The 21,382-nt window shown below is 71.4% G+C and carries 21 protein-coding genes; 15 read left to right on the top strand and 6 right to left on the bottom strand.

Features of this window, described 5'->3' with window-relative positions; translation table 11 throughout:
• Window positions 1-276 precede the first annotated feature (276 nt).
• From ACH01S_RS17305 to ACH01S_RS17285, 5 genes are all read left to right on the top strand, one after another.
• Window positions 277-1,032 (top strand): helix-turn-helix domain-containing protein, encoded by a 756-nt coding sequence (locus ACH01S_RS17305; RefSeq protein ID WP_169809288.1) that lies wholly within the window; start codon window positions 277-279, stop codon window positions 1,030-1,032.
• Window positions 1,016-1,201 carry a DUF397 domain-containing protein gene (locus tag ACH01S_RS17300; RefSeq protein WP_067892387.1) on the top strand — a complete coding sequence of 62 codons (186 nt, stop codon included), beginning with the start codon at window positions 1,016-1,018 and terminating at the stop codon, window positions 1,199-1,201. The genes ACH01S_RS17305 and ACH01S_RS17300 overlap by 17 nt, the downstream gene beginning before the upstream one ends.
• 22 nt (window positions 1,202-1,223) lie before the next feature.
• Window positions 1,224-1,412 (top strand): DUF397 domain-containing protein, encoded by a 189-nt coding sequence (locus ACH01S_RS17295; protein WP_067892385.1) that lies wholly within the window; start codon window positions 1,224-1,226, stop codon window positions 1,410-1,412.
• A gap of 22 nt (window positions 1,413-1,434) precedes the next feature.
• Window positions 1,435-1,620, top strand: a complete 186-nt coding sequence (locus ACH01S_RS17290) for a DUF397 domain-containing protein (RefSeq protein ID WP_067892383.1) — start codon at window positions 1,435-1,437, stop codon at window positions 1,618-1,620.
• A gap of 193 nt (window positions 1,621-1,813) precedes the next feature.
• Window positions 1,814-2,026, top strand: coding sequence for a hypothetical protein (locus tag ACH01S_RS17285; protein ID WP_067892381.1), 213 nt, complete (start codon window positions 1,814-1,816; stop codon window positions 2,024-2,026).
• 49 nt (window positions 2,027-2,075) lie between these two features.
• On the opposite strand, the gene ACH01S_RS17280 is transcribed toward ACH01S_RS17285, so the two are convergent.
• Window positions 2,076-2,564, bottom strand: a complete 489-nt coding sequence (locus ACH01S_RS17280; RefSeq protein WP_083980792.1) for a DnaJ family domain-containing protein — start codon at window positions 2,562-2,564, stop codon at window positions 2,076-2,078.
• A gap of 86 nt (window positions 2,565-2,650) precedes the next feature.
• Window positions 2,651-3,145 carry a hypothetical protein gene (locus ACH01S_RS17275; RefSeq protein WP_067892377.1) on the bottom strand — a complete coding sequence of 165 codons (495 nt, stop codon included), beginning with the start codon at window positions 3,143-3,145 and terminating at the stop codon, window positions 2,651-2,653.
• A gap of 454 nt (window positions 3,146-3,599) precedes the next feature.
• Between ACH01S_RS17275 and ACH01S_RS17270 the strand changes: the two genes are divergently transcribed.
• Genes ACH01S_RS17270 through ACH01S_RS17260 form a run of 3 tightly spaced genes read left to right on the top strand, consistent with a single transcriptional unit; the run spans window position 3,600 to window position 7,172 of the window.
• Window positions 3,600-6,116 (top strand): ATP-dependent Clp protease ATP-binding subunit, encoded by a 2,517-nt coding sequence (locus ACH01S_RS17270; RefSeq protein WP_067892374.1) that lies wholly within the window; start codon window positions 3,600-3,602, stop codon window positions 6,114-6,116.
• A 40-nt stretch (window positions 6,117-6,156) separates the two neighbouring features.
• Window positions 6,157-6,717, top strand: coding sequence for a CGNR zinc finger domain-containing protein (locus tag ACH01S_RS17265; RefSeq protein ID WP_067892372.1), 561 nt, complete (start codon window positions 6,157-6,159; stop codon window positions 6,715-6,717).
• Window positions 6,714-7,172 carry a protein-tyrosine phosphatase family protein gene (locus tag ACH01S_RS17260; RefSeq protein WP_067892370.1) on the top strand — a complete coding sequence of 153 codons (459 nt, stop codon included), beginning with the start codon at window positions 6,714-6,716 and terminating at the stop codon, window positions 7,170-7,172. The genes ACH01S_RS17265 and ACH01S_RS17260 overlap by 4 nt, the downstream gene beginning before the upstream one ends.
• Here the strand turns inward: ACH01S_RS17260 and ACH01S_RS17255 are convergent.
• From ACH01S_RS17255 to ACH01S_RS17245, 3 genes are all read right to left on the bottom strand, one after another.
• Window positions 7,169-8,776, bottom strand: coding sequence for a GMC family oxidoreductase (locus tag ACH01S_RS17255; RefSeq protein WP_067892368.1), 1,608 nt, complete (start codon window positions 8,774-8,776; stop codon window positions 7,169-7,171). The genes ACH01S_RS17260 and ACH01S_RS17255 overlap by 4 nt on opposite strands.
• Window positions 8,777-9,114: 338 nt before the next feature.
• A complete protein-coding gene (locus tag ACH01S_RS17250) occupies window positions 9,115-10,389 on the bottom strand; it encodes a trypsin-like serine peptidase (RefSeq protein ID WP_067892366.1) in 1,275 nt (424 codons plus the stop codon).
• A gap of 175 nt (window positions 10,390-10,564) precedes the next feature.
• Entirely contained in the window at window positions 10,565-14,257 is a 3,693-nt protein-coding gene (locus ACH01S_RS17245; RefSeq protein WP_083980791.1) for a M28 family peptidase, read from the bottom strand.
• Window positions 14,258-14,521: 264 nt separating this feature from the next.
• On the opposite strand from ACH01S_RS17245, the gene ACH01S_RS42290 reads away from it, so the two are divergent.
• Window positions 14,522-15,496 carry a LysR family transcriptional regulator gene (locus ACH01S_RS42290; protein ID WP_169809287.1) on the top strand — a complete coding sequence of 325 codons (975 nt, stop codon included), beginning with the start codon at window positions 14,522-14,524 and terminating at the stop codon, window positions 15,494-15,496.
• A gap of 7 nt (window positions 15,497-15,503) precedes the next feature.
• On the opposite strand, the gene trxB is transcribed toward ACH01S_RS42290, so the two are convergent.
• The gene (trxB, locus tag ACH01S_RS17235; RefSeq protein ID WP_246236530.1) at window positions 15,504-16,424 is read right to left on the bottom strand and encodes a thioredoxin-disulfide reductase; all 921 of its coding nucleotides are present in this window, start codon (window positions 16,422-16,424) and stop codon (window positions 15,504-15,506) included.
• A gap of 259 nt (window positions 16,425-16,683) precedes the next feature.
• Between trxB and ACH01S_RS17230 the strand changes: the two genes are divergently transcribed.
• The 6 genes from ACH01S_RS17230 to ACH01S_RS17205 all read left to right on the top strand — a co-directional run.
• Window positions 16,684-17,400, top strand: a complete 717-nt coding sequence (locus ACH01S_RS17230) for a tRNA-dependent cyclodipeptide synthase (RefSeq protein ID WP_067892359.1) — start codon at window positions 16,684-16,686, stop codon at window positions 17,398-17,400.
• A 16-nt stretch (window positions 17,401-17,416) separates the two neighbouring features.
• Window positions 17,417-18,802 (top strand): purine-cytosine permease family protein, encoded by a 1,386-nt coding sequence (locus ACH01S_RS17225; RefSeq protein WP_067892357.1) that lies wholly within the window; start codon window positions 17,417-17,419, stop codon window positions 18,800-18,802.
• Window position 18,803: 1 nt separating this feature from the next.
• Window positions 18,804-19,157 (top strand): rhodanese-like domain-containing protein, encoded by a 354-nt coding sequence (locus ACH01S_RS17220; protein ID WP_067892355.1) that lies wholly within the window; start codon window positions 18,804-18,806, stop codon window positions 19,155-19,157.
• A 55-nt stretch (window positions 19,158-19,212) separates the two neighbouring features.
• Entirely contained in the window at window positions 19,213-19,677 is a 465-nt protein-coding gene (locus tag ACH01S_RS17215) for a thioredoxin family protein (protein WP_169809286.1), read from the top strand.
• A gap of 121 nt (window positions 19,678-19,798) precedes the next feature.
• Window positions 19,799-20,980 (top strand): S8 family peptidase, encoded by a 1,182-nt coding sequence (locus tag ACH01S_RS17210; RefSeq protein ID WP_067892350.1) that lies wholly within the window; start codon window positions 19,799-19,801, stop codon window positions 20,978-20,980.
• 142 nt (window positions 20,981-21,122) lie between these two features.
• A partial coding sequence (locus tag ACH01S_RS17205; protein ID WP_157406291.1) for a LysR family transcriptional regulator occupies window positions 21,123-21,382 on the top strand: 260 nt, incomplete at its 3' end.

Below are 21,382 nucleotides of genomic sequence, written 5' to 3'. Positions count from 1 at the left end.
AAGGAACCGCCCAACGCCCGTCCGGCGGCTCTCCCACCGCGGGCAAGGGCTCGAATGGGTCGATCTTGTTTCGGTGCGGGGACGGGCTCATTCGGATTCTCTCCGCTGCGTCTCGTTGATTCTTGCCGACCAGCTTGACCCACTTGACTAATCGTGGCTACATATCCGGATGGTACTTCACGAGATACCACTCGCGGAGGAATAAGAATGCCCCCATCTGTCCCAATTGACCCCCGGCACAGCATGCGGGCGCAGCTCGCCTACACGCTGCGGCTCATGCGCGAGCTCCGAGGGCTGAGCCAGAGCACCCTGGCGAAGGAGCTCTACACGACCCGCGAGACGGTCGCCGCCTACGAAAGCCAGCGAAACCGCCCCGACGAGGACTTCTGCAAGAAACTCGACGAGTTCTTCGAAACCGGCGAGATGTTCCGCGGCCTCTGGCACCACGCCCAACGAGAACACCTCAACGAGTGGCTCGGCGCTTATCTCATGCACGAGAACGAAGCCACGGAGATCCGCACCTACGAGCCGCTCTACATCCCCGGCTTCCTCCAGACCGAGGCATACGTGCGTTCGATCGCACCCAAGGGCAGGACGAACGAAGACCTGGTCGCGCAGCGGTTGGCGCGACGGGAGCACATCACTCGGGAGACGGACCCGCCTCATCTCTTCGTGGTGCTCGACCACGCCGCTCTCCTCAGGCGTGGCAAGGATGGGAGCATCATGTATGAGCAGCTCCAACTTCTCCTTGACGTTGGAGAACTGCCTCACATGCACATTCAGGTGGTGCGGATCACCGACGGTGCTTACTCCGGGCTGAGCGGAGCGATGATCGTCTTGACCAAGGCCGATAGAAGCCGCATCGGGTATGCAGAGGCTCAATTCGGTGGAAGACTGATCGAAGACCCGGAAGAGGTCGCTCGACTGGGGATTCGGTTCGACGAGATCAGGTGCCATGCGCTGTCCGAAGCGGACACGCGTGCTCTGGTCCGGGAAACGATGGAGACGATGCGGGATGATCCAGTGGCGTAAAAGCAGCCACAGCCAAGGAGACGGGGGCGCGTGCGTCGAGGTCTCGACCGGCACCGTGAACCGCCTCGTCCGTGATTCCAAGGACCCGGAGGGGCCGCGGCTTGCGCTCGGGGTGGACGCGTGGGCGGTGCTTGTGCAGCAGATCAAGGCCGGTGCGCTCGACCTCTAATCCCCGATGGAGGCGATGCGAAATGATCAACTGGCGTAAGAGCAGTCGGAGTCAGGGCGGTGGCCAGCTTGAATGCGTCGAGGTCTCGACCAACACCCGGACGCGTCTCGTGCGTGACTCAAAGGATCCCGAGGGCCCCCGCCTAGCCCTGGAACCGGCTGTGCTGGCTACTCTTCTCGGCCAGATCAAGGCCGGTGAGTTCGACCTCTGATTGCTGGTGGAGGCGATGCAGTATGAGCCGGTGGCGTAAGAGCAGCCACAGTATGGGCGACCATGGCGAGTGCGTCGAGGTCTCGACCGGCACCGTGAACCGGCTCGTCCGTGATTCCAAGGACCCGGAGGGGCCGCGGCTTGCGCTCGGGGTGGACGCGTGGGCGGTGCTTGTTCAGCGGATCAAGGCCGGTGCGCTCGACCTCTAGTCGTCCTGGCGGGTTTTGATCCAGATCATCCTTCGGCCGGATTCGCCGGGTGGGCGGCGTGCATCCAGGGGTGCAGGTCTACCCCCGTGGATAGATCTGCCGACGATCTGCGGACGCTGTGTAGTTTTCTGATTACCCAGGGTAATATTGGCGATGTCGATGCAGCATCGACACACTTCCTGGAGGAACTCAGATGAATCGCACGATTCTGGCCAAGTCCGTGGCCCGCGCCATCGCCATGTCGGCGGCCGTCATCGCGGCCGGATGGCTGGCCGCCGGACTGGCCGCGCCCGCGAGCGCCGTCGCCCACCCGAGCGCCATCGCCCACTCCACCGGCCACGCGTCGTCCGGCCCGGACCTCTGCCCCGACATCCTCGACGAGCTGTGCCGGAGCTCCCACGCCTGACCCGCGAGAACGCGGCGGCGCGGCCCCACCGCGCCGCCGTGGCGTACGGTCAGCCGCGCCGTCGGCGGCCGAAACGGGGCCTCCACCCGCGGCGCTTCGGCTTGTCCTCGGGCGGGGCCGTCGCGTCCCGCGACCGCTCGGCACGGTTCTCCCGCCAGGTCGCCACGGCCGCGTCGACGTCGATCGGACGGTAGCCGAGCGGCGGGCCCGGCGGCGGCATCCGCAGGTTCGCGACGATCATCTCGTTGACCGGCTCCAGCAGCCTGCGCACACTCCGCTCCGACGGCGCCTCAGCCACCTTGGCGAGGACGTCCTCGATCTCCTTGCGCAGCGCCAGCGTCGGATGGACCATCGCCGTGAGGCCCTCGCTGGCGAGCTTCTGCTTGATCCACCAGTTCTCGTCCAGCGGCTGGTGCGCGCCGGGCAGCGGCTTCCCCGAGCCCGGGAGGTCGGCGAACTCGCCCCGCTCCTCCGCCTCGCGGATCTGCCGGTCGATCCAAGACTCGAAGCTCAGCCCCACAGGCTTTCGCTCAGTCATACCCCCATTGTCCCACCCCGGTGCGGGAGGCCCCGGCGGCGTGGCGTGTGGGAGTGCGCCGCCGGGGCCTCGTCGGGAGTGGACGGTCAGCAGGCGGCGGCGGTCAGGCGGATCCGCCAGATCGGGTTCCAGTCGATCCCGTTGCGGGCTATCCCGGCGGGGACGCAGCCGACCTGGTGGCCGTTCACGTCGTCGTAGCGGGCCGCGGCGCCGTCCGTCTGGTTGTTGATGAACGCGCCGCTGCCGTGCCAGTAGCTCAGTGAATAGCCGCGGTAATGGAGGAAGTTGAAGACGTATGCGCCGTTCGAATAGGGCACCACGGCGCACGCGTAACTGCGGGCGCAGGTGAAGGAGCCGCCGTCGGGGACGAACCGGTGGTCGACGGACGGCGACGTGGCCGGCGCGGCCAGCGCCGCGAGGCCGGACGCCCGGGTGACGTGCACGGTGTACGCGCCGTGCGCGCCGGACCTTACGGTGACGGCGCCGGGAGCGGCGGCGTGCGCGGGCGACATGCCGACTGCGGAGGTGAGCCCGACCGCGGCCAGGCCGAGGGTCGCGGCGATCTTGCGGGAGCTTTTCATGAAATTCAGTTCCTCCTCCGCGGGGTGTGGTTTGCGGTGCGCTCGATCGGGCGATCGAGGCGAATTCCGAGTCGGATCCTCGCAGGGTTGACCATTCCTGTAAATGTGAGTGAGTGTGACGCGTATTGTGGTCGGGCGGCTGCGTATGGTGGGCCGTCACGGTGTGTTCGCTGGAACGGCCCGGACGGGGGGGTCCGTCACCGCATGTGATCGCGGCGGTAGGGGGTTTCCCTGAACCGTCCGGGGCGGGCTATCAGGGGACTCCGCGCATCGGCGTCCGGCGACGTCCGGTACAGGACAGCGGGACGGGGCCTTCCTCCGCGTCTTGGCCTCGCGGCGGCCCCGGTTCTGGTGGAGTGGCGGGGACGGAGCCCCGGGTTTCCAGGGGCCGGGCACGGGCACGTGACTGACCGTTGCTATGACCTGTCCTTCCACGTGCAGGGGGTTTAGGACGATGACGTCGGGATGGCATGGATCCGGTGGCATGGACCCGTTCGAGGAGATGCTCGCGCGGTTCTTCGGGTCGCGGGCGCAGCGGCGTCCGATGGAGCGGATGAGCATCGCGCGGCTGATGAGCGAGCCCGCGCGGGAGATGGTCCGGGACGCGGCCGCGCAGGCGGCGCAGTGGGGCAGCCTCGACCTCGACACCGACCACCTGCTGTGGGCGGCGACCCGCCAGCAGGGCACCCGGCACTGGATGGAACGTGCCGGGGCCGACCCCGACCGCATTCAGAGCGAGATCGAGGAGCACGCGCGGCGCGGCACGCCCCGGGACGTCCCGCCGGAGCTGACCCCCTCGGCGAAGCGCGCCCTGCTCGATTCGCACCAGGTCTCGCGGGCGCTCGGCTCGTCCTACATAGGCCCTGAGCACCTGCTTTTCGCGCTGGCGCTGGACCGGGGGTCGAGCGCCGGACGGATCCTGGACGCCGCGCACGTCACCCCCGACACGTTGCAGTCGGCGGCGGCCGGGGGCGGCGGGCAGCCGCCCGGCGGCGGACCGGGGCAGCAGCCGTCCGGGACGCCGACCCTGGACGAGTTCGGCCGCGACCTCACCGCGCTCGCCCGCGAGGGCCGGATCGACCCGGTGATCGGCCGCGAGAGCGAGATCGAGGAGACCGTCGAGGTCCTGTCGCGGCGCACCAAGAACAACCCGGTGCTGATCGGCGACCCGGGCGTCGGGAAGACCGCGATCGCGGAGGGGCTCGCCCAGCGGATCGTGGACGACGACGTCCCGGAGACGCTGCGCGGGAAGCGGATCGTCCAGCTCGACCTGGGCGGAATCGTCGCGGGCACGCGGTACCGGGGCGACTTCGAGGAGCGGCTGAAGAAGCTCGTGGACGAGATCCGCGACCACGGCGACGAGCTGGTCGTGTTCATCGACGAGATCCACACGATCGTCGGCGCGGGCGGCGCGGAGGGCGCCATGTCGGCGGGCAACATGCTGAAGCCCCCGCTGGCGCGCGGCGAACTGCACGTCGTCGGCGCGACGACGATCGACGAGTACCGCCGCAACATCGAGAAGGACGCCGCGCTGGAGCGCCGGTTCCAGCCCATCCTGATCTCGGAGCCGACGCCGGAGGACAGCATCGAGATCCTGCGCGGGCTCCGCGACCGGTACGAGGCGCACCACTCGGTGCGGTTCACCGACGAGGCGCTCGTCGCGGCCGTCGACCTGTCGAGCCGGTACCTGACCGACCGGTTCCTGCCGGACAAGGCCATCGACCTGATCGACCAGGCGGGCGCGCGGGTGCGGCTGCGCTCCGGGACGCGCGACGGCGGCCGCCGCGAGCTGGAGCAGCGCCTTGAGCGGCGGCGGCGGGAGAAGGACCAGGCCGTCGCGGACGAGGACTACGAGAAGGCGTCCGAGCTGCGCGACGAGGTCGGGCGGCTGGAGCGGCAACTGGAGGACGCCCGCGAGGAGGGCAGCGGCGCGACCGTCGTCCCCGAGGTGACGACGGAGGACGTCGCGGAGGTCGTGTCGCGGATCTCCGGCGTCCCGGTCACGCAGCTCACCCAGGCCGAGCGCGAGCGGCTGACCCGGCTAGAGGAGCACCTCCACCAGCGGGTGATCGGGCAGGAGGACGCGGTCGCGGCGGTGGCGCGGGCCGTCCGGCGGTCCCGCGCGGGGATGGGCGACCCGGACCGGCCGACCGGCTCGTTCCTGTTCCTCGGCCCGACCGGGGTCGGCAAGACCGAGCTGGCGAAGGCGCTGGCCGAGGCGCTGTTCGGCAGCCGCGACCGGCTGATCCGGTTCGACATGAGCGAGTTCCAGGAGCGGCACACGGTGAGCCGCCTGATGGGCGCGCCGCCCGGCTACGTCGGGTACGAGGAGGCGGGGCAGCTCACCGACGCGGTGCGCCGCCAGCCGTACTCGGTGATCCTGCTGGACGAGATCGAGAAGGCCCACCAGGACGTGTTCAACGTCCTGCTCCAACTCCTCGACGACGGCCGCCTCACCGACGCGCAGGGCCGCACCGTCGACTTCCGCAACACCGTCGTGATCATGACGAGCAATCTCGGCTCGGAGCTGATCACCGGGCGCGGCGAGATCGGCTTCGGCGGCACCGGCGACGGCCCGGACGCCGCGCTCAGCGACCGGATCATGCGGCGGCTGCGCGAGTCGTTCCGGCCCGAGTTCCTCAACCGGATCGACGAGATCATCGTGTTCCAGCGGCTGGAGGAGGGGCAGCTCAGGCAGATCACCGACCTGCTCCTGGACGACACTCGCCGCCGCCTCCGCGCCCAGGACGTCGACGTCTCGTTCAGCACCCAGGCCGTCGACTGGATCGCCGAGCGCGGCTACCAGCCGGAGTTCGGGGCGCGCCCGCTGCGCCGCACGATCCAGCGCGAGGTGGACGACCAGCTCTCCGACCTGCTCCTCGCGGGCGACCTCCGGCACGGCAGCCATGTGGACGTGTCGGCGGCGAACGGCGGCCTGCAGTTCCGGGTCAGCACCGAGGAAACCGTGTAATGGGTATAGTCCTTCTGTAGCCATTACAGGAGGATGTGCCGTGCACCTAGCGCTCGCCGACTACGCTCCGGCGGCCGAGCTTGCGAACGACCTGGTCAGGACGTCGCCGACCGTCCACGGGACGGAGGACCTCCCGGGCCGCGACGCCCTCGCCGCCTTTCTCGACGGGTACGGGTACGACCTGCGGGCGCCCGCCGACGACGACGTCCGCGACGTCCACCTGCTGCGCCGGGAGGTGCGCGGGATCATCGAGACGGAGACCGCCGAGCAGGCCGTGGCGGGCGCGTCCGTGCTGCTCGGACGGGCCGGACGCGCGCCCGTCCTCCGCCGCGTAGACGACGGGCGGTGGCGGTGGCACGTGCCGACCGCGCCGGACGCGCCGCTCGCCGCCGAACTGGCCGCCGTCGCCGCCGTCGGCATCGCCGGGACCGTCCGGGCGCTCGGCCACGACCGGTTCCGCGCCTGCGCCGCGCCCGGCTGCCGGGGCGTGTTCGCCGACGTCAGCCGGGCCGGGCGGCGCCGCTACTGCACGCCCGAGCTGTGCGGCAACCGGCTCAACGTCGCCAACCACCGCGCCCGCCACCGGACGGCCGCGCCATGACCGCCGCCCCGCCGAACGGCGCCCCGCTGACGGGCGCCATCGAGCTGCCGGACGGGACGCGCGTCCGGGGACGCGGCCTGCGCCACCCGCTGCCGGACGGGCCCGTCCCCGACTTCGGCCTCTACCTCGGCTCCGGGCGGCTGCGCCGCCGCCACGAGCCCGCGCCGACCTGGCCGTCCGCGTGGCTCGACTGGCCCGACTTCCGCCTGCCGCGCGACCGCGACGCCGCCGTCCGGGAGATCCGCGCGCTGCACGAGCGGGCCAGGGCCGGGGAGTCCGTGGAGGTCGCGTGCGGCGGCGGCGTCGGACGCACCGGCACGGTGATCGCCTGCCTCGCCGTCCTGTCCGGCGTCGCCCCGGCGGACGCCGTCGCCTGGGCGCGCGAGCACCACCACCCCCGCGCCGTCGAAACCCCCTGGCAACGCCGCTGGGTGATCAGGTTCCCGCCGGGTTAGGCGCCGAGGATGAGGGCGGCGGCGTGCTCGCCGATCATCATGCTGGCGGCGTTGGTGTTGCCGCCGACGATGGTCGGCATGATCGAGGCGTCCGCGACGCGGAGGCCCTCGACGCCGCGGACGCGCAGCGCCGGGTCGACGACGGCGCGCTCGTCCGCGCCCATCCGGCAGGTGCCGACCGGGTGGTAGACGGTCGTCGCCCGGTTCGGCAGCTCCTTCGCGAGCGCCGCGCGGTCGGGGAAGCCGGGGCCGGGCGACAGCTCGGCCTTCACGTCGCCCGCGATGACCTTGTTGGCCATGACCGAGCGGACCAGTTCGATGCCGTCGAGCAGTAGCCGGGAGTCGTCCGGGTCGGTGAGGTAGCCGGGGTCGATCAGCGGCGCGGCGGACGGGTCGGCCGACGCGAGCCGCAGCGTCCCCCGGCTCTTCGGGTAGATCAGCGTCGGCATGAGGGTGAGCGCCGAGCGCTTGTCGACCTTGTGCCGGACGGGCGCGTCCTGGTTCGGGAACGGGTACGACCACGGCAGCGCGTGGAGTTGCAGGTCGGGCACGCCGTCCGCCTGCCCGGTGCGGACGAACCCGACCGCCTCGAACACGCTGCGCGCCACCCACGTCCCGCCCTTCGTCCACTCCCGGACGACGCCCGACGCGAAGTAGGGCGCGGTGCCGCGGTGCCGGGCCGAGTCCATGACGTAGGTCATCGGGACGAACATGTGGTCGTGCAGGTTGTCCCCGACGGGCAGGTCGGCGTGCGTGTCGATGCCGTGCTCGCGCAGGTGGGCGGCCGGTCCGACCCCGGAGAGCAGGAGGAGCTGCGGCGACCCGAACGCGCCCGCCGCGAGGACGACCTCCCGCGACGCCCGCACCGTCGAGCGGCGCCCCTTCTTCGTCACGACCGCGACGCCCGTGGCGCGTCCCTTCTCCACGACCACCCGCTCGACCAGCGCGTTCGTCACGACGGTCAGGTTCGGCAGGCCGTGGTCGTCCAGGTACCCGACCGACGAGCTGTACCGGAGGCCCTTGTCGACGCTCTGCTGGAAGATGCCCGCGCCGTCCTGCGTCTCGCCGTTGTAGTCGTCGTTGCGCTTCACCCCGGCCGTGTCGGCGAGCGCCTCGATGAACGCCTCCGACGCGGGGGTGAGGTCGCGCTGCCGCGTCACCTGGATCGGACCGCCCGCGCCGCGCAGCTCGGTCGCGCCGTCCTCCCAGTTCTCCATGCGCTTGAAGCTGCCCAGGACGTCGCCGTAGGACCAGCCGTCGCAGCCGTCCGCCGCCCAGTCGTCGTAGTTCTTCCGGTTGCCGCGCACGAACAGCATCCCGTTGATCGACCCGGACCCGCCGAGCACGCGCCCGCGCGTCTGCGGGATCCTCCGGTCGAGCGCGCTCTTCTGCGGGACGCTGTAGAACCCCCAGTCCAGCCGCTTCTTCAACTGCGGGACGTTGTGGAACACGGCGATCAGCCCCGGCTTGCGGACGAGCGGCGTCCGGTCCGGCCCGCCCGCCTCCACGAGGACGACGTCCGCCCCCGACTCGGCGAGGCGCCTCGCCAGCACGCATCCCGCGCTGCCCGCCCCCACGACAACGTAGTCGGCCGTCACGTCCATGAGTTCCTCCAGCGGACGCCGGGCCGGGACTTCGGCCGGGCGGCCGCGCTCAGAGGGCCCGCGCCTGGCCCGTCGGGGCGCCGCCGGTTCGAGGGGCGACGTGAATGGGTGCCGCGATGGTAAGAGGGGCCGGGGCGCCGGGCCAAGGCGGGTCCCGATGACCGGAACGCGGCGGGCCCCGAAATGCGGTACCGCGCCGACGCGTGGGCCAGGTCACGGGTCGGCGCGGTACCGGCGAGGCGTCCGGCCGGTCTCTCCCCGCCGAGAGACCGGCCGGACGCGGGGGCCGTCCAGGACCCGAGGGGAGATCCGTCCTGGACGGGAGGTCGTGCTCCTCCCTACAGGCCAGGGGCTCGCGTGCGGGGCGCGGCCGGGTCGTTGTCGATCAGCCCGGAGATCTCCTTGTAGACGAGGCTGATCCGGGTTCCCCAGTTCGGGCAGCCGCCGAGGTGGTGCAGCGCGATCACCTTGTGCGAGGACGCGGCGAGCACCGGCGACCCGGAGTTCCCGCCGGAGCTGTCGCACATGTAGCCGGTGTTCACACCGGACGCGACCGTCCCGATCTTGCAGTAGGCGCCGCCGTCGGCGTCCTCGTACAGGGAGAGGCGCTTCGGCTTCACGTCGCCGTGGCCGGGGATGTAGATGCGCTCGTTCGCGGACGGCTCGCGGGTCTCCAGGTAGAGCGTCCCGAACGGCTGGATCTTCGCGAAGTCGGTGACGGAGAACAGCGCGTAGTCGAGGGCGCTGAGCGGGCTGAGCTTGAGCAGCTCCGCGCCGCTGACCTTGACGCCCGGCTTCGGGTTGTTGCCGCCGCACGTCGCGCACTCGTAGTCGAACTGGAACTCGCTGGCCTTCAGGTCGGCCGCGCTCTCCATGCAGTGCTGGTTGGTGAGCATGCGGTTGGTGTCGCCGACCCGCCACGCCGTGCAGGAGCCGAGCCCGTTGAGGAGCTGCCGGGCCACGGCGCGCGAGCGGGCGTACTCGGTCGGGTGGCTGTCCTTGTAGCAGGCGACGTCGCGCCGTCCGTCCGCGCCGCACACGCTGAACGGGCGCGGATTCGCGGCCGCGAACTCGGCCGCGGAGTAGCCGCGGTAGTAGGAGTCGATCCGGACGCCGTACCCGCGCCCGGCGAGGTCGGCGGCGTCGGCCCGGCGCGCGGCGGACCGCAGGGTGACGACGGCCGTGTCGCCGTCGACGGACAGCGCGGCGAAGCCCGTCCGCCCGTGGACGGTGAACGGCGAGTCGCCGCGGGCCCGGCCCTTCGTCGGGTCGCCGTGGTAGGTGTGCACCTCGCGGCCGGACGGGTCGGCGACCGTGATCCGGTCGCCGGGGAGCAGCCGCACCGACGCGAAGTGCACCTTGATGTAGGAGGAGCCCGGATCGCTGATGGTGACCCGCGAGGAGCGGGCGCCGGACGCGTACCGCAGCACGGCGTCCTTCGCCTTCGCCTCACCGGCGGCGTCTGGCTTCGGAGCGGGTTCGGCCGGCGCCGACCGCACGGCGGCGTCGGCGCGGGGGAAGGAGAAGGCGGGCGCGAGGGCGGCCGGCAGGAGCAGCGTCGCGGCGACCGCGATCGCCGTCGACAGGGCGCGGGTGCGTGGTTGGCGGGACATGCGACGCACTTCCTCTTTTCGAGCGGGGGGAGCGAGGAGAGGGAGCGGTGGGAGAGGGAGCGGGGGAAGAGGGAGCGGGGGGATGGGCGTGCCCGGCCCGGCCCCGGCGTCCGCCCCCCGGAAGGGGAGGGAGGCCGGGCCGGACACGTCCGGTGTGGCTAGCGGGTCACCCTCGTCAGAGGGTCACGCTCCAGCCGTTGAGCGTTCCGGTGTCACCTGGGCCGTAGTCGTAGAAGTACAACTGCCAGGTGCCGGACGCCTGGGAATTGACACCCGGGACGTAGAACGTCTTCGGGCCGTTCCAGGGCGTGCACTCGTACTGACCGGTGCCCTGCCGCTTGACCTGGTAGGTCTGACCGGCCGGGGAGACCAGCCAGACGCCGAGGTCCTCCATGCAGGTGTGGTCGACGTCGATCGACAGCGTCACCTGGTAGGCCGCCTGACCGGACACGTTCGCCTGGATCGGGCTGACCGTCCAGGTGTAGTCGTCGAGCGGGTACTGGGTGTCGCTGCTGGCGGTCCGGCCGTTGGTCGGCTTCGTCACCGAGAGGGTGAACGTCGCCGTCCGCGTGACCGAGCCCTTGCCCGTGACCGTCACCGTGTAGCTGCCCTCGGGCGTGCTGCTGGTGGTGGCCACGGTCAGCGTCGCCGTGCCGCCGGTCTTCACCGAGCCCGGGTCGACGGTGGCCGTCGGCCCATCGGGCGACACGGCCGCCGACAGCGCGACCTGCTGTGCCGTCCCGCTGGTCAGCGCGGTGCGGACGGTCGCCGTCACCGGCTTGCCGGCCTCCACGGTGCTGGTGGACGGGTCCACCGACACCGAGAAGTCGTCCGTCCCCGCGCCCTGCACCGACAGGGTGAAGGACACGGTGTGCGAAGCGGACTTCCCGGTGCCGGTGACCGTCACGTTGTAGTCGCCCGCCGGGGTGTCCGACGTGGTGGCGACCGTCATCGTGGACCTGCCGCCGGCCTGGATCGAGGCGGGGCTGAAGGTGACCTTCGGCCCGCCCGGCGACACCGTTGCCGTCAGGTCGATCGGCTGGGTGGCGCCCGCGGTCACCGCTGTGTTGACGGTGGCCGTGGCCGACTGCCCTGGTTGGACGCTTGCGGACGACGGATCCGCGGTGAGCGAGAAGTCGTCCGTGGGTGTGCTGTTCACCGACGTCTTCCACAGCGCCCACGCGATGGCGTCGGCGCTCCGGTCGAGCGCGGTGGTGTTGATGTTGCTCGGGTAGGTGTCGCAGGACTGGTGGTAGCACCGGTCGAACGCCTGCCCGGCGGTGCCGCCCCACTTCTGCGCCTGCGTGGTCGTCTTGACCGCGGACGCGCCGGTGGACAGGAACGACGTCTGGATTCCGGCGTTGCGGAACGGGCCGTCGTCACTGCAGCACTCGGACATCTCGTCCGGCGCGATGCCGACCGAGTCGAAGTAGCCCTTCAGGTTGGCCGACAGCGTCGAGTTGAGGCCGTCGATGAAGTAGCCCGCGTTCGGGCTGCCGACCATGTCGAAGTTGAAGTAGCCCTTGATCTTCGACCGCTCGGTGCTCGGGAGCTGGTTGACGTAGTAGGTCGAGCCCTTGAGGCCCTGCTCCTCGTCCGTCCACCAGCCGAACCGGACGTGGTTCAGCATCGACGGCTTCGACTGCGCCAGGGTCAGCGCGGTCTCCAGCAGCGCGGCCGAGCCGCTGCCGTTGTCGTTGAGACCGGGCCCGGCCCGGACGCTGTCCAGGTGCGCGCCGAACATGTAGACGCTGTTGGCGTTGCCGCCCGGCCAGTCGGCGATCAGGTTCGGGCCCGCGCCCGCCGTGCAGCCGGACGCGCAGGTCTGCCGCGCCACGGTGAACCCGGCCGCCTGCAGCTTCTGCTCGATGTAGGACACCGACGCCGTGTAGCCGCCGCTGGCCGCGTACCGCGTGCCGCCGTTCTGCGTGGCGATGGTCTGCAACTGCTGCAGGTGCGCCTTCACGTTCTCGACGTTGACGTCCGGCGGGTTGCCCGTGCCCGGGTTGCCGCCGCCCTCGACGGTGAGGTTGTACGTCGCGGTGTGCGTGTTGGTGCGTCCCTTACCGGTCACGGTGACCGTGAACGGCCCGGTCTTGGCCGTGTCGGACGCCGCGATGGTGAGCGCGGACGTGCTGCCCGAGTTCACCGTCGACGGGCTGAACGTCGCGGTCAGCCCGCTGTTCGCGGGGGACACGGTGGCGGTCAGGTCGACCGGCTCCGAGGTGCCGCCCGCGACCGTCGTGTTGACCGTGGCCTGCACCGACGCGCCCGGCTTCACCGAGCCGGAGCTCGGCGACACCGAGATCGAGAAGTCGTTCCCGGTCGGCGTGCAGGTCGGCTCGCCGGACTGCGCGCCGAGGCTGACGGCGTTCCAGGCGTCCTTGACCTTGTTGTAGTAGTTGCAGGACGGGTCGAGGTTCTTCGCCGCGGACAGCGTCAGGACCCGGTACCGGCCGTAGTTGGTGCCGGAGGTCTTCATCGCCATCGCGTTGTAGAAGATCTTCGCGGCGTTCATGATGCCGATGCCGGTCAGCGTGCTGCTGTTGCAGGTCGGGCTGCTCGGCTTGCCGCCGCCCGGGTTGGAGCCCTCGGCGAGCAGGTAGAACCAGTGGTTGCCCGGTCCCGCCGCCTTGTGCACCTCCATGTTCGGGACGGAGCTGGAGTAGCAGTTCGGGTCGTTGTTGACCAGCGACGGCTGGTACATGTTCCGGATCGGACCCGAACCGGTCAGGTTGATCATCTCGCCGACGGTGTAGTCGGGCTTGTCCGTCGGGTTGTTGAGGAACGCCTCGGTGGCCGCGCCCCAGACGTCGCCGACGAACTCCTGGGTCCCGCCGCCGGAGATGCCGCCGGGGGTGAAGTTGTCCAGGCCGTGCCCGAACTCGTGCGCCACCACGTCGGTCGCGGTGATCCACTGGCCGGAGTTGTTGTGGCCGAAACGGGCGTTGGAGCCGTTCCAGTAGGCGTTGACCTCGTCGAGCCCGACGAGCGCCGGGTACCACTGGCCGTTGCCGTTCAGGCCGTTGCGCCCGAAGCTCTTCAGCAGGTCCCATTCACCGGCCGAGGCGTACATGACGTCGACGCAGCCGGCCTCCCTGCTCGTCTTGGACGTGCTGCCCCAGACGTCGTCCGGACCGGAGAAGATCTGGTTCGTGCTGAGGTCGGCGCAGGTGATGCCGGGCCGTGCCGGGTCCCGCATCGTGTACTGGCTGCCGGATTGGGTCGTTCCGATGGTGAGGTTGGACCCTTCCCAGATGCCGGTGCCGGTGCCCGCGTAGATGAGCTCCTGCTCGGCGAACTTCTTGCCGGTGAGCGCGTCGACGTACACCTTCTTCATGCTCGGCTGCTTGCCGTCCCGGCCGGAGACCGTGGTCTCCCAGGCGAGGCGCGGCTTGGCCAGCGCGTGCACGACGAGGCGCGGCTGGAGCGCCTTCTTGTCCGGCTTGGTCAGCGCGGTGCGCGAGGTGCGCAGGGCGGCCGCCTTGCCCACCTTCGGGGTGACGCTGCGAAGGTCGAGCGCGCGCTTCTGCGCGACCGACAGGTTCCGCACCTGGCCCTTGTCGTCGGTCGCGACCACGAAGTCGCCGCCGACCACGGGGAGCCCGCGGTACGTCCGCTCGTACGCGACGTAGTTCAGGCCCCAGGGGGTTCCGGTGACCTGCGTGCGGACGTAGCCGTCGAACTTGCTCGGGTGAAGCTCGGCGACTCGTCCGGCCACGACCCGCTCGGCGGACGCCACGGCGGCCGTCTTCGGATCGGGCGTCGCGCCCTTCGCGTTCGGGAGCGCTCTCAGGGCCACCGGCACCAGGCCGGCCACCACGAGAGCGGCGGCCACAAGGACCGCCAGAATCGGTTTGCGTTTCACTGCCGCATGCCTCCATCGACACGGGGGAGGCCGCTCCGCGGGGGGACGGGGCGGCCGCAGGCACGACGACCGCCACCGGCGGACGGGAACCCGCGGTCACACGGGCCGGACGAGAGCGAGCCGGCTCCCGAATTGGGAGGTGAAATGCGGATAAACGGGGGGCGGGCACCGGGGCGGGCGGACGGTTTGTCGCGCCTTGCGAAGATGAGAGTGACATCTACGAATCGGTTGCGGCCCCTTCCACTTCGGCATAGCTTCACCGCTATGCAGGTTGAACTGCGGCATTTACGGGTTCTCACCCAGTTGGCCGAGATGGGCAGCATCACCCGCGCGGCGGCCAGTCTCGGCGTGTCCCAGCCGACGCTGAGCAACCAGTTGCGGCGGATCGAGAAGGCGTTCGGCGGGCCCCTTTTCGTGCGCGGAGCTGGCGGAATCACGCCAACTCCGCTGGGGCGGCATGTTCTCGCAAGGGCGCGCGGCGTCCTCGCCGATATGGACGACCTGCTGGCGACGCTGCCGGGCAGCGGGTCCCGCTCGGGTATCCGGCTGGGCACCCATCCGCACATTCTTCTCGGGGAATGGCTGCGCAGCCTGGAGACCGAACTGCCGCACCGCGAGGTGACGACCAGCCTCGACTATTCGGGCGCCGTGCTGACGCAGTTGCTCGCCAATGACCTGGTCGACGTGGTGTTCATGGGACGCGTCGCCGACCACCACGCGCCGCCGTGCCCGCCGGGGACGACCGAGCGGGTGATCACCGTCGAGCCGTGCGGGATAGCGCTGGCGTCGTCGCATCCGCTCGCCCGCCGCGGCCGGGTGTCGCTGTCCGACCTCGCCGGGGAGACGTGGATCCCGCCGCAGGGCGGCGACGACGGCGGCACCGCCATGCTCCGCGCCGCCTGCGAGGCCGCCGGGTTCACCCCGCGCTTCCGGTACGCCGACACCGACTTCACCAGCATGGTCGGGTTCGTCGCGGCCGGGTTCGCGATCACGCTCGCGTCCCCGACCTGGCTGCCCGGCGACGGGATCACGATCGTCGCGCTGTCCGGGCACGCCACCGACGCCTACCGCGTGCTCCGCTGGCGGACGTCGACCGTCCCGGCCAGCGAGATCGACATCCTGCACCGGACGTACCACGAGCTGTACCGGCCGGTCGTGCAGCGCAACGGCATGACGCTGCCCTGGCTCGCCGACAACCCGGACTCCCGGCCGCGGATGCTCGACGTCCCCGGCGACTGACGCCTGCCTAGAGGCCGAGGTCGGCCAGGTGGCGTTCGGCGTCGAGCGCGGCGACGCAGCCCGTCCCGGCGGCGGTGACGGCCTGCCGGTAGGTGTGGTCGACCAGGTCGCCGCAGGCGAAGACGCCAGGGAGGTTCGTCCGGCTGCTAGGGGCCTGGGTGCGGACGTAGCCCTGCGCGTCCACGTCCACCTGGCCCGCGAACAGCTCGCTGCGCGGGTCGTGGCCGATGGCGACGAACAGGCCGGTGACGTCGAGGGCGCCGGTCGCCTCGGTGCGCGCGTCCCGGACGTACACGCCGGTGACGCGGTCGGCGCCCTCCACCCCCGTCACCACCGTGTTCCAGCGCACCGCGATCTTCGGGTCGGCGAGCGCCCGCTCCGCCATGATCCGGCTCGCGCGGAACTCGTCCCGGCGGTGGACGATCGTGACGCTCTCCGCGTACCGGGTCAGGAACGTCGCCTCCTCCATCGCGGAGTCGCCGCCGCCGACCACCGCGACGTGCTGGCCCTTGAAGAAGAAGCCGTCGCAGGTCGCGCAGGACGAGACGCCGCGGCCGAGGAGCCGCTGCTCGCCGGGCACGCCGAGCGGCCGCCACGCCGAGCCGGTCGCGAGGATGACCGCGCGGGCCCGGTACTCGACGTCGCCCGCGCACACCCGCTTGACGTCGCCGTCCAGTTCGGCGTGGACGGCGTCCTCGCACAGCAGGTCAGCGCCGAACCGCGCGGCCTGCTTGCGCATGGCGTCCATGAGGTCGGGCCCGAGGACGCCGACCGGGAAGCCCGGGAAGTTCTCCACCTCGGTGGTGGTCATCAGCGCACCGCCGAACGCGGTGCCCTCGATCACCAGCGGGGCCAGGTCGGCGCGGGCGGCGTAGACCGCCGCCGTGTACCCGGCCGGGCCGGACCCGATGATGATCAGATTTCGCACGTCGTGGTCCGTTCGCACGCTGTACCTCGTCTCGGGAGCGGTGGGAAGAAGCGTCCAGCAGGGTTTATTTAGTGAAGCTATTGGCGGGGGCTATTACGCGGCGCGGCCGCCGTTCCGGCGCCGCGGCCGCCGCCAGCGTACGGATCGGCTCCCGTTCTTCCCGGGGTTATGCAGGCGCGGTATACCCCGGTGGCATTAGCGGCCCGATGGGCCGCCGCCCACACTCCCTTCCGAACCGCGATAACGAACGGAGGGTGTCATGGCGGCGTATGAGATCGAACCGCTGTCGGACGAATGCGCGAACGTGCTGCGGCATAACGATCACGTGTGCATCGGGGTCAGCCCCTTTAACAGCTATTTCAGCGCGGAACGGCTGGCGAGCCTCGCCCGGTGGGCGTCGGCCGCGTTCGCCGATTTCCACTTCTTCGTCCCGGACGAGATCACCGCGTACACGTTCGAGGCGCTCGGGTACCCGCCGTCGCGGGCCCGGCAGAAGGCGCACCGGCAGGCCCGGTACACGCACAACAAGATCCGGTCCGCGCTGGTGGCGTTGTCGGTCCCGGACCCGGACGGCCACGTGCTGAGCATGGTGCGGCTCAACGCCAATCCCCGCTACCAGGCGCTGCTCGACCAGGCGAACATTCTTTTCCTGGGCAATCGCGAGTTCCGGGACGCGTGCCTGGAGGCGACCCGCTGGGTCCTGGACGGCAAGCTCCCGGACGGCCGGCCCGCCACGGCCGAGGAACTCCGGCTCGGCGTCCGCTATTTCCTGGCCGAGCTGCCGCTGTTCGCCGGATCGGGACACATCGTCGGCGCGGCGCACTCGGTGTTCGCCTACCACCAGCGGGTGCGGTTTCTCGAAAGGTTCTTCAACCGCGAGCTGGAGTGGACGCCCCGGGACGGGCAGGGATTCCTCGTCGTCCGCGAGGCGCGGCAGGACGAGCGAACGCTTTCCCGGCTCGGAAATGCGAGCTAGGACCGGGTGAAAGATCGTGAACTCCCACCCCGCCCTTGATCCGACCTCCCGTGGCCGGACGGTCGGCCACGACGACTACTCGCTCGTCCCCGTTCCGGAATCCGCGCGCCGTTCCTGGATTTCCGTCGCGGTGCAGCGATTCGGCCAGGTCTCGTCTTTCCAGCAGTTCATGGTCGGCGCGATTCTCGGCTACGGCATGACGTTCTGGGACGCCGTCCTCGCCATCACGGTCGGCTCCGTCCTGCTGGAGGCGATCACGATCCTGCTCGGCGTCGCGGGTGTGCGGGAGGGGTTGTCGACGTCCGTCCTCGCCCGCTGGGCCGGGTTCGGACGGCGCGGCTCCGCGCTCGTCGGGATGCTCGTCGCGATCAGCCTGGCGGGCTGGTTCGGCGTCCAGAACGGCGTGTTCGCGCAGGGCATGCACGACCTCGCGCCGTGGTCGGCCGAATGGCAGTGGGCCCTGCTCGGCGGCGCCGCCATCACCGCCGTCACCACCTACGGGTTCCGCACGATGGCGTGGGTCGGGTACCTGACCGTCCCGGCGTTCCTCGCGCTCGCGCTCGTCTCCATCGTGGACGCGCTGCGCAGCCACCCGCTGTCCGAACTGGTCGCGGCGGAGCCGCCGGGGCCGCCGCTGTCGCTCGGCGCGGGCGTCACGCTCGTGTCCGGCGCGTTCGTGCTCGGCGCGATCATGACGCCGGACATGACCCGGTTCAACCGGCGGCCCTCCGACGTCGTGAAGCAGACGCTGCTGTCGGTGACGCTCGGCGAGTACGCGATCGGGCTGATCGGCGTGCTGCTCGCGCACGCCGCCCGCACCGACGACGTCGTCGGGATCGTCACCTCCTCGTCCGGGGTGCTCGGGACGCTGGTCCTCGCCACCGCGATCCTGAAGATCAACGACTGGAACCTGTACTCGTCCTCGCTCGGCCTGGTCAACGCGGTCCACGTGCTCACCGGGCGGCGGGTCGGCCGCGTCCCGGTCACGGTCGCGCTCGGCGCGGCCGGGACGCTGCTCTCCGCGGTCGGCATCGTGCACGCCTTCGCCGGGTTCCTCACCGCGGTCGGGATGCTCGCGCCGCCCGTCGCCGGGATCGTCATCGCCGAGTACCACCTCGTACGCGCGTGCCGGCCGGTGCTCCAGGACGCCCGCCGCGCCGGCACGCCGCCCCCCGACCCGGCCGACTGGGCGCCGCGCGCCCTGGTCAGCTGGGCGGCGGGCACGGCCGCCGCCGTCGCCGGACTCGGCAGCGCCGCCCTCACCTCGGTCGCCGTCGCGTTCACCGTGCAGGCCGTCCTCGGCCGCGCGCCCCTCGGACGGCTCCGTACCGGGCGGCTGCGGCGCGGCGGCGGCGAGGCGTCCGCCCACGCCGTCACCGCCGCGACCCCGAAGGGAACCTGACGTGCTGCCCCTGATCACCCGAGAGCGCCTCGCCGCCGAGATGGACGCCGGGACGGTCGTCGTCGTCGACACGATGCCGCCCGCCTACTACGCGAAGGAGCACCTTCCCGGCGCCCGCAACATCCCCGGCTTCCCCTACGAGCGGGCCGCCGAGTCCACCGACGAGCACGCGCCCCGCGTGCTGCCCGACAAGTCCGTGCCGGTCGTCGTGTACTGCGCGAACGTGCCGTGCCGCAACAGCGGGCTGGTCGGCGCGCGGCTGCTCGAACTCGGCTACCGGGACGTCCGCAAGTACCGCGAGGGGATCGAGGACTGGGTCGCCGCCGGTCTGCCCACCGAATCGTCGGCCAGCTGAGCGTCCGGGCCGCCGGGCCCGGATATCCCGCACCCCCATGGAAGGAAGTACCACCGTGAAACGCACGATCGCCCTCCTCACCGGGACGCTGTCCCTGGCCGGCGCGCTCGCCACCGGCCTCGCGGCGCCCGCCGTCGCCGCCCCCGCCCCCCGTCCCGCCTCCGCGTCGTTCGCGGACGAGACGATCGTCGACGTCACGTCGGCGAACTACCAGCAGGTCATGGAGATGTCCAACACGAAGCCCGTCGTGCTGGACTTCACCGCCACCTGGTGCCACTGGTGCCAGGTGCAGAAGCCGTACCTGCAGAAGTACCACGACGCGGACAACGGGGCCTGGGTCTGGGCCCGCGTCGACGTCGACCAGAACAGGGACCTGACCAGCAAGTACGGGGTGCGGGGCATCCCGGCGCTGGTCAGCGTCCGCAAGGGCGCCGAGTACGGCAGCCGGTCCGTCGGCTTCGACCCGTCGTCGCCGGAGGCGCTGCGCGCCTGGCTGACGAACGTCGTCCGCACCTACTGATCCGGGACTCCCGGCGGGCCCCGCCTGCGCCGGGCACCCGATCGGTCCCACCCCCACTCCGTGCCGGGGCCCGGCGCCCCCCGGGCCCCGGCACCTCCCGAAGGCTCCCAAGGAGAACGCCATGAACGGAAAGCACCGGAGGGCGGCCGCGCTCCTCGCCGCCTCGCTCGCGCTCCCGCTCGTCCAGGCGGGTGAGGCGGCGGCGTCCCCGCCCGCCGTCCGGCAGGACGACGCCAAGGTCTACATCGTCTGGCTGCGCGGCGTCCCCGCCGACCCGGCCCAGGTGGACGCGACCGCGAAGGAGATGACCGGGAAGTACGGCGGGCGGCTGCGGCGCACGTACTACTCCGCCATCCAGGGCTTCTCCGCCGACCTCACCATGGACCAGTACATGGCGTACCTGTCCGACAGCCGCATCGAGTCCATCACGGCGGACAAGACGTTCCGCGTCGCGGGGACGCAGAACGACCCGCCGTCGTGGGGGCTCGACCGCATCGACCAGCCCTCCCTTCCGCTCGACCGCGTCTACCGGTATCCGGGCGACGCCGCGAACGTGCGGGTGTACGTCCTGGACACGGGGGTCAGGACGAGCCACCGCGAGTTCGCCGGGCGCGCCCGCGCCGCCTTCGACGCCCTCGACCCCGCCGGTTCCGCGGGCAGGAGCGGGACGGACTGCAACGGGCACGGCACGCGGGTCGCCGCCACGATCGGCGGACGGTACACCGGCGTCGCCAAGGGCGTAAGGATCGAGTCGGTGCGGGCGCTCGGCTGCGACGGCACCGGGACGGGCGAGCAGATCATGACGGCCGTCGACTGGGTGGACGCGCACGCGCAGCGTCCGGCGCTGCTCGACCTCAGCTTCTCCGGGCCGTCGGAGTCGGTGCTCGACCTCGCCCTCTACGGCATGACGGAGAAGGGCCTGGCGTACACGGCGGCGGCCGGGAACGACGGCACGGACGGCTGCATGACCACTCCCGGACGGCAGACGACCGCGATCACCGCGTCCGCCACCGACCGGGCCGACCGGCGCCTGCCGACCGCGAACGTCGGCACGTGCGTCCACCTGTTCGCGCCCGGCGACGGCATCGTCACCGCGAGCGCGACCTGCGACGTCTCCTACACGCGGGCGAGCGGCACGTCGATGGCGGCGGCGCACGCGGCGGGCGTCGCCGCGATGTACCTCTCCGCGCACCCGGACACGAAGCCCGAGGAGCTCGACAGGGCGCTCGGGGAGAAGGCGGCGAAGGAGAAGGTCCAGGACCCGGGGGAGGGCACGCCGAACCTTCTCCTGCAGGCCGGTTGAGGCCGCTCCGTCCCGTTGCCGCGCCGGGGATGTGTGTCAAAATGCTCGCGACCAAGCGACCGGTGGGGCCGGAGAGCGAGCCCCGACCCGGATCCGCGCCGTGCTCCCCTGCGCCCGTCCCGATCCCCCCTTGGGAGCGGACATGCAGTTGGAACTGCATCACCTCAGAACCCTGCGGGCCGTGTCCGCGGCAGGCAGCCTCAACCGGGCGGCCGAACAGCTCCAGCTGCCGCAGCCCGCGCTGAGCCGCCAGTTGCGGCGGCTGGAGGACCTGTTCGGCGGGACGCTGTTCGACCGGCACCCGGGCGGCGTCCGCCCGACCGCGCTCGGCCGCGTCGTCCTGCACCACGCCGCCGCGATCCTCGACGACTGCGCCGCCATCCACGACGACCTCGCCCGGCA

Origin of the sequence: Actinomadura chibensis NBRC 106107, assembly GCF_001552135.1 — a bacterium.
GTDB classification, from domain to species: Bacteria; Actinomycetota; Actinomycetes; order Streptosporangiales; family Streptosporangiaceae; genus Spirillospora; species Spirillospora chibensis.
The sequence above is the reverse complement of the archived record's forward strand: the minus strand, read 5'-3'. Positions and strand labels throughout refer to the sequence as shown.

Bases quoted from the DNA above. Each gene is read 5' to 3' on its own strand.
- ACH01S_RS17290 (WP_067892383.1), top strand. From the start codon at position 1,435: ATGAGCCGGTGGCGTAAGAGCAGCCACAGTATGGGCGACCATGGCGAG.
- ACH01S_RS17295 (WP_067892385.1), top strand. From the start codon at position 1,224: ATGATCAACTGGCGTAAGAGCAGTCGGAGTCAGGGCGGTGGCCAGCTT.
- ACH01S_RS17255 (WP_067892368.1), bottom strand. From the start codon at position 8,776: ATGGACGTGACGGCCGACTACGTTGTCGTGGGGGCGGGCAGCGCGGGA.
- ACH01S_RS17300 (WP_067892387.1), top strand. From the start codon at position 1,016: ATGATCCAGTGGCGTAAAAGCAGCCACAGCCAAGGAGACGGGGGCGCG.
- ACH01S_RS42290 (WP_169809287.1), top strand. From the start codon at position 14,522: ATGCAGGTTGAACTGCGGCATTTACGGGTTCTCACCCAGTTGGCCGAG.
- ACH01S_RS17305 (WP_169809288.1), top strand. From the start codon at position 277: ATGCGCGAGCTCCGAGGGCTGAGCCAGAGCACCCTGGCGAAGGAGCTC.
- ACH01S_RS17275 (WP_067892377.1), bottom strand. From the start codon at position 3,145: ATGAAAAGCTCCCGCAAGATCGCCGCGACCCTCGGCCTGGCCGCGGTC.
- ACH01S_RS17230 (WP_067892359.1), top strand. From the start codon at position 16,684: ATGGCGGCGTATGAGATCGAACCGCTGTCGGACGAATGCGCGAACGTG.
- ACH01S_RS17285 (WP_067892381.1), top strand. From the start codon at position 1,814: ATGAATCGCACGATTCTGGCCAAGTCCGTGGCCCGCGCCATCGCCATG.
- ACH01S_RS17210 (WP_067892350.1), top strand. From the start codon at position 19,799: ATGAACGGAAAGCACCGGAGGGCGGCCGCGCTCCTCGCCGCCTCGCTC.
- ACH01S_RS17250 (WP_067892366.1), bottom strand. From the start codon at position 10,389: ATGTCCCGCCAACCACGCACCCGCGCCCTGTCGACGGCGATCGCGGTC.
- ACH01S_RS17270 (WP_067892374.1), top strand. From the start codon at position 3,600: ATGACGTCGGGATGGCATGGATCCGGTGGCATGGACCCGTTCGAGGAG.
- ACH01S_RS17280 (WP_083980792.1), bottom strand. From the start codon at position 2,564: ATGACTGAGCGAAAGCCTGTGGGGCTGAGCTTCGAGTCTTGGATCGAC.
- ACH01S_RS17260 (WP_067892370.1), top strand. From the start codon at position 6,714: ATGACCGCCGCCCCGCCGAACGGCGCCCCGCTGACGGGCGCCATCGAG.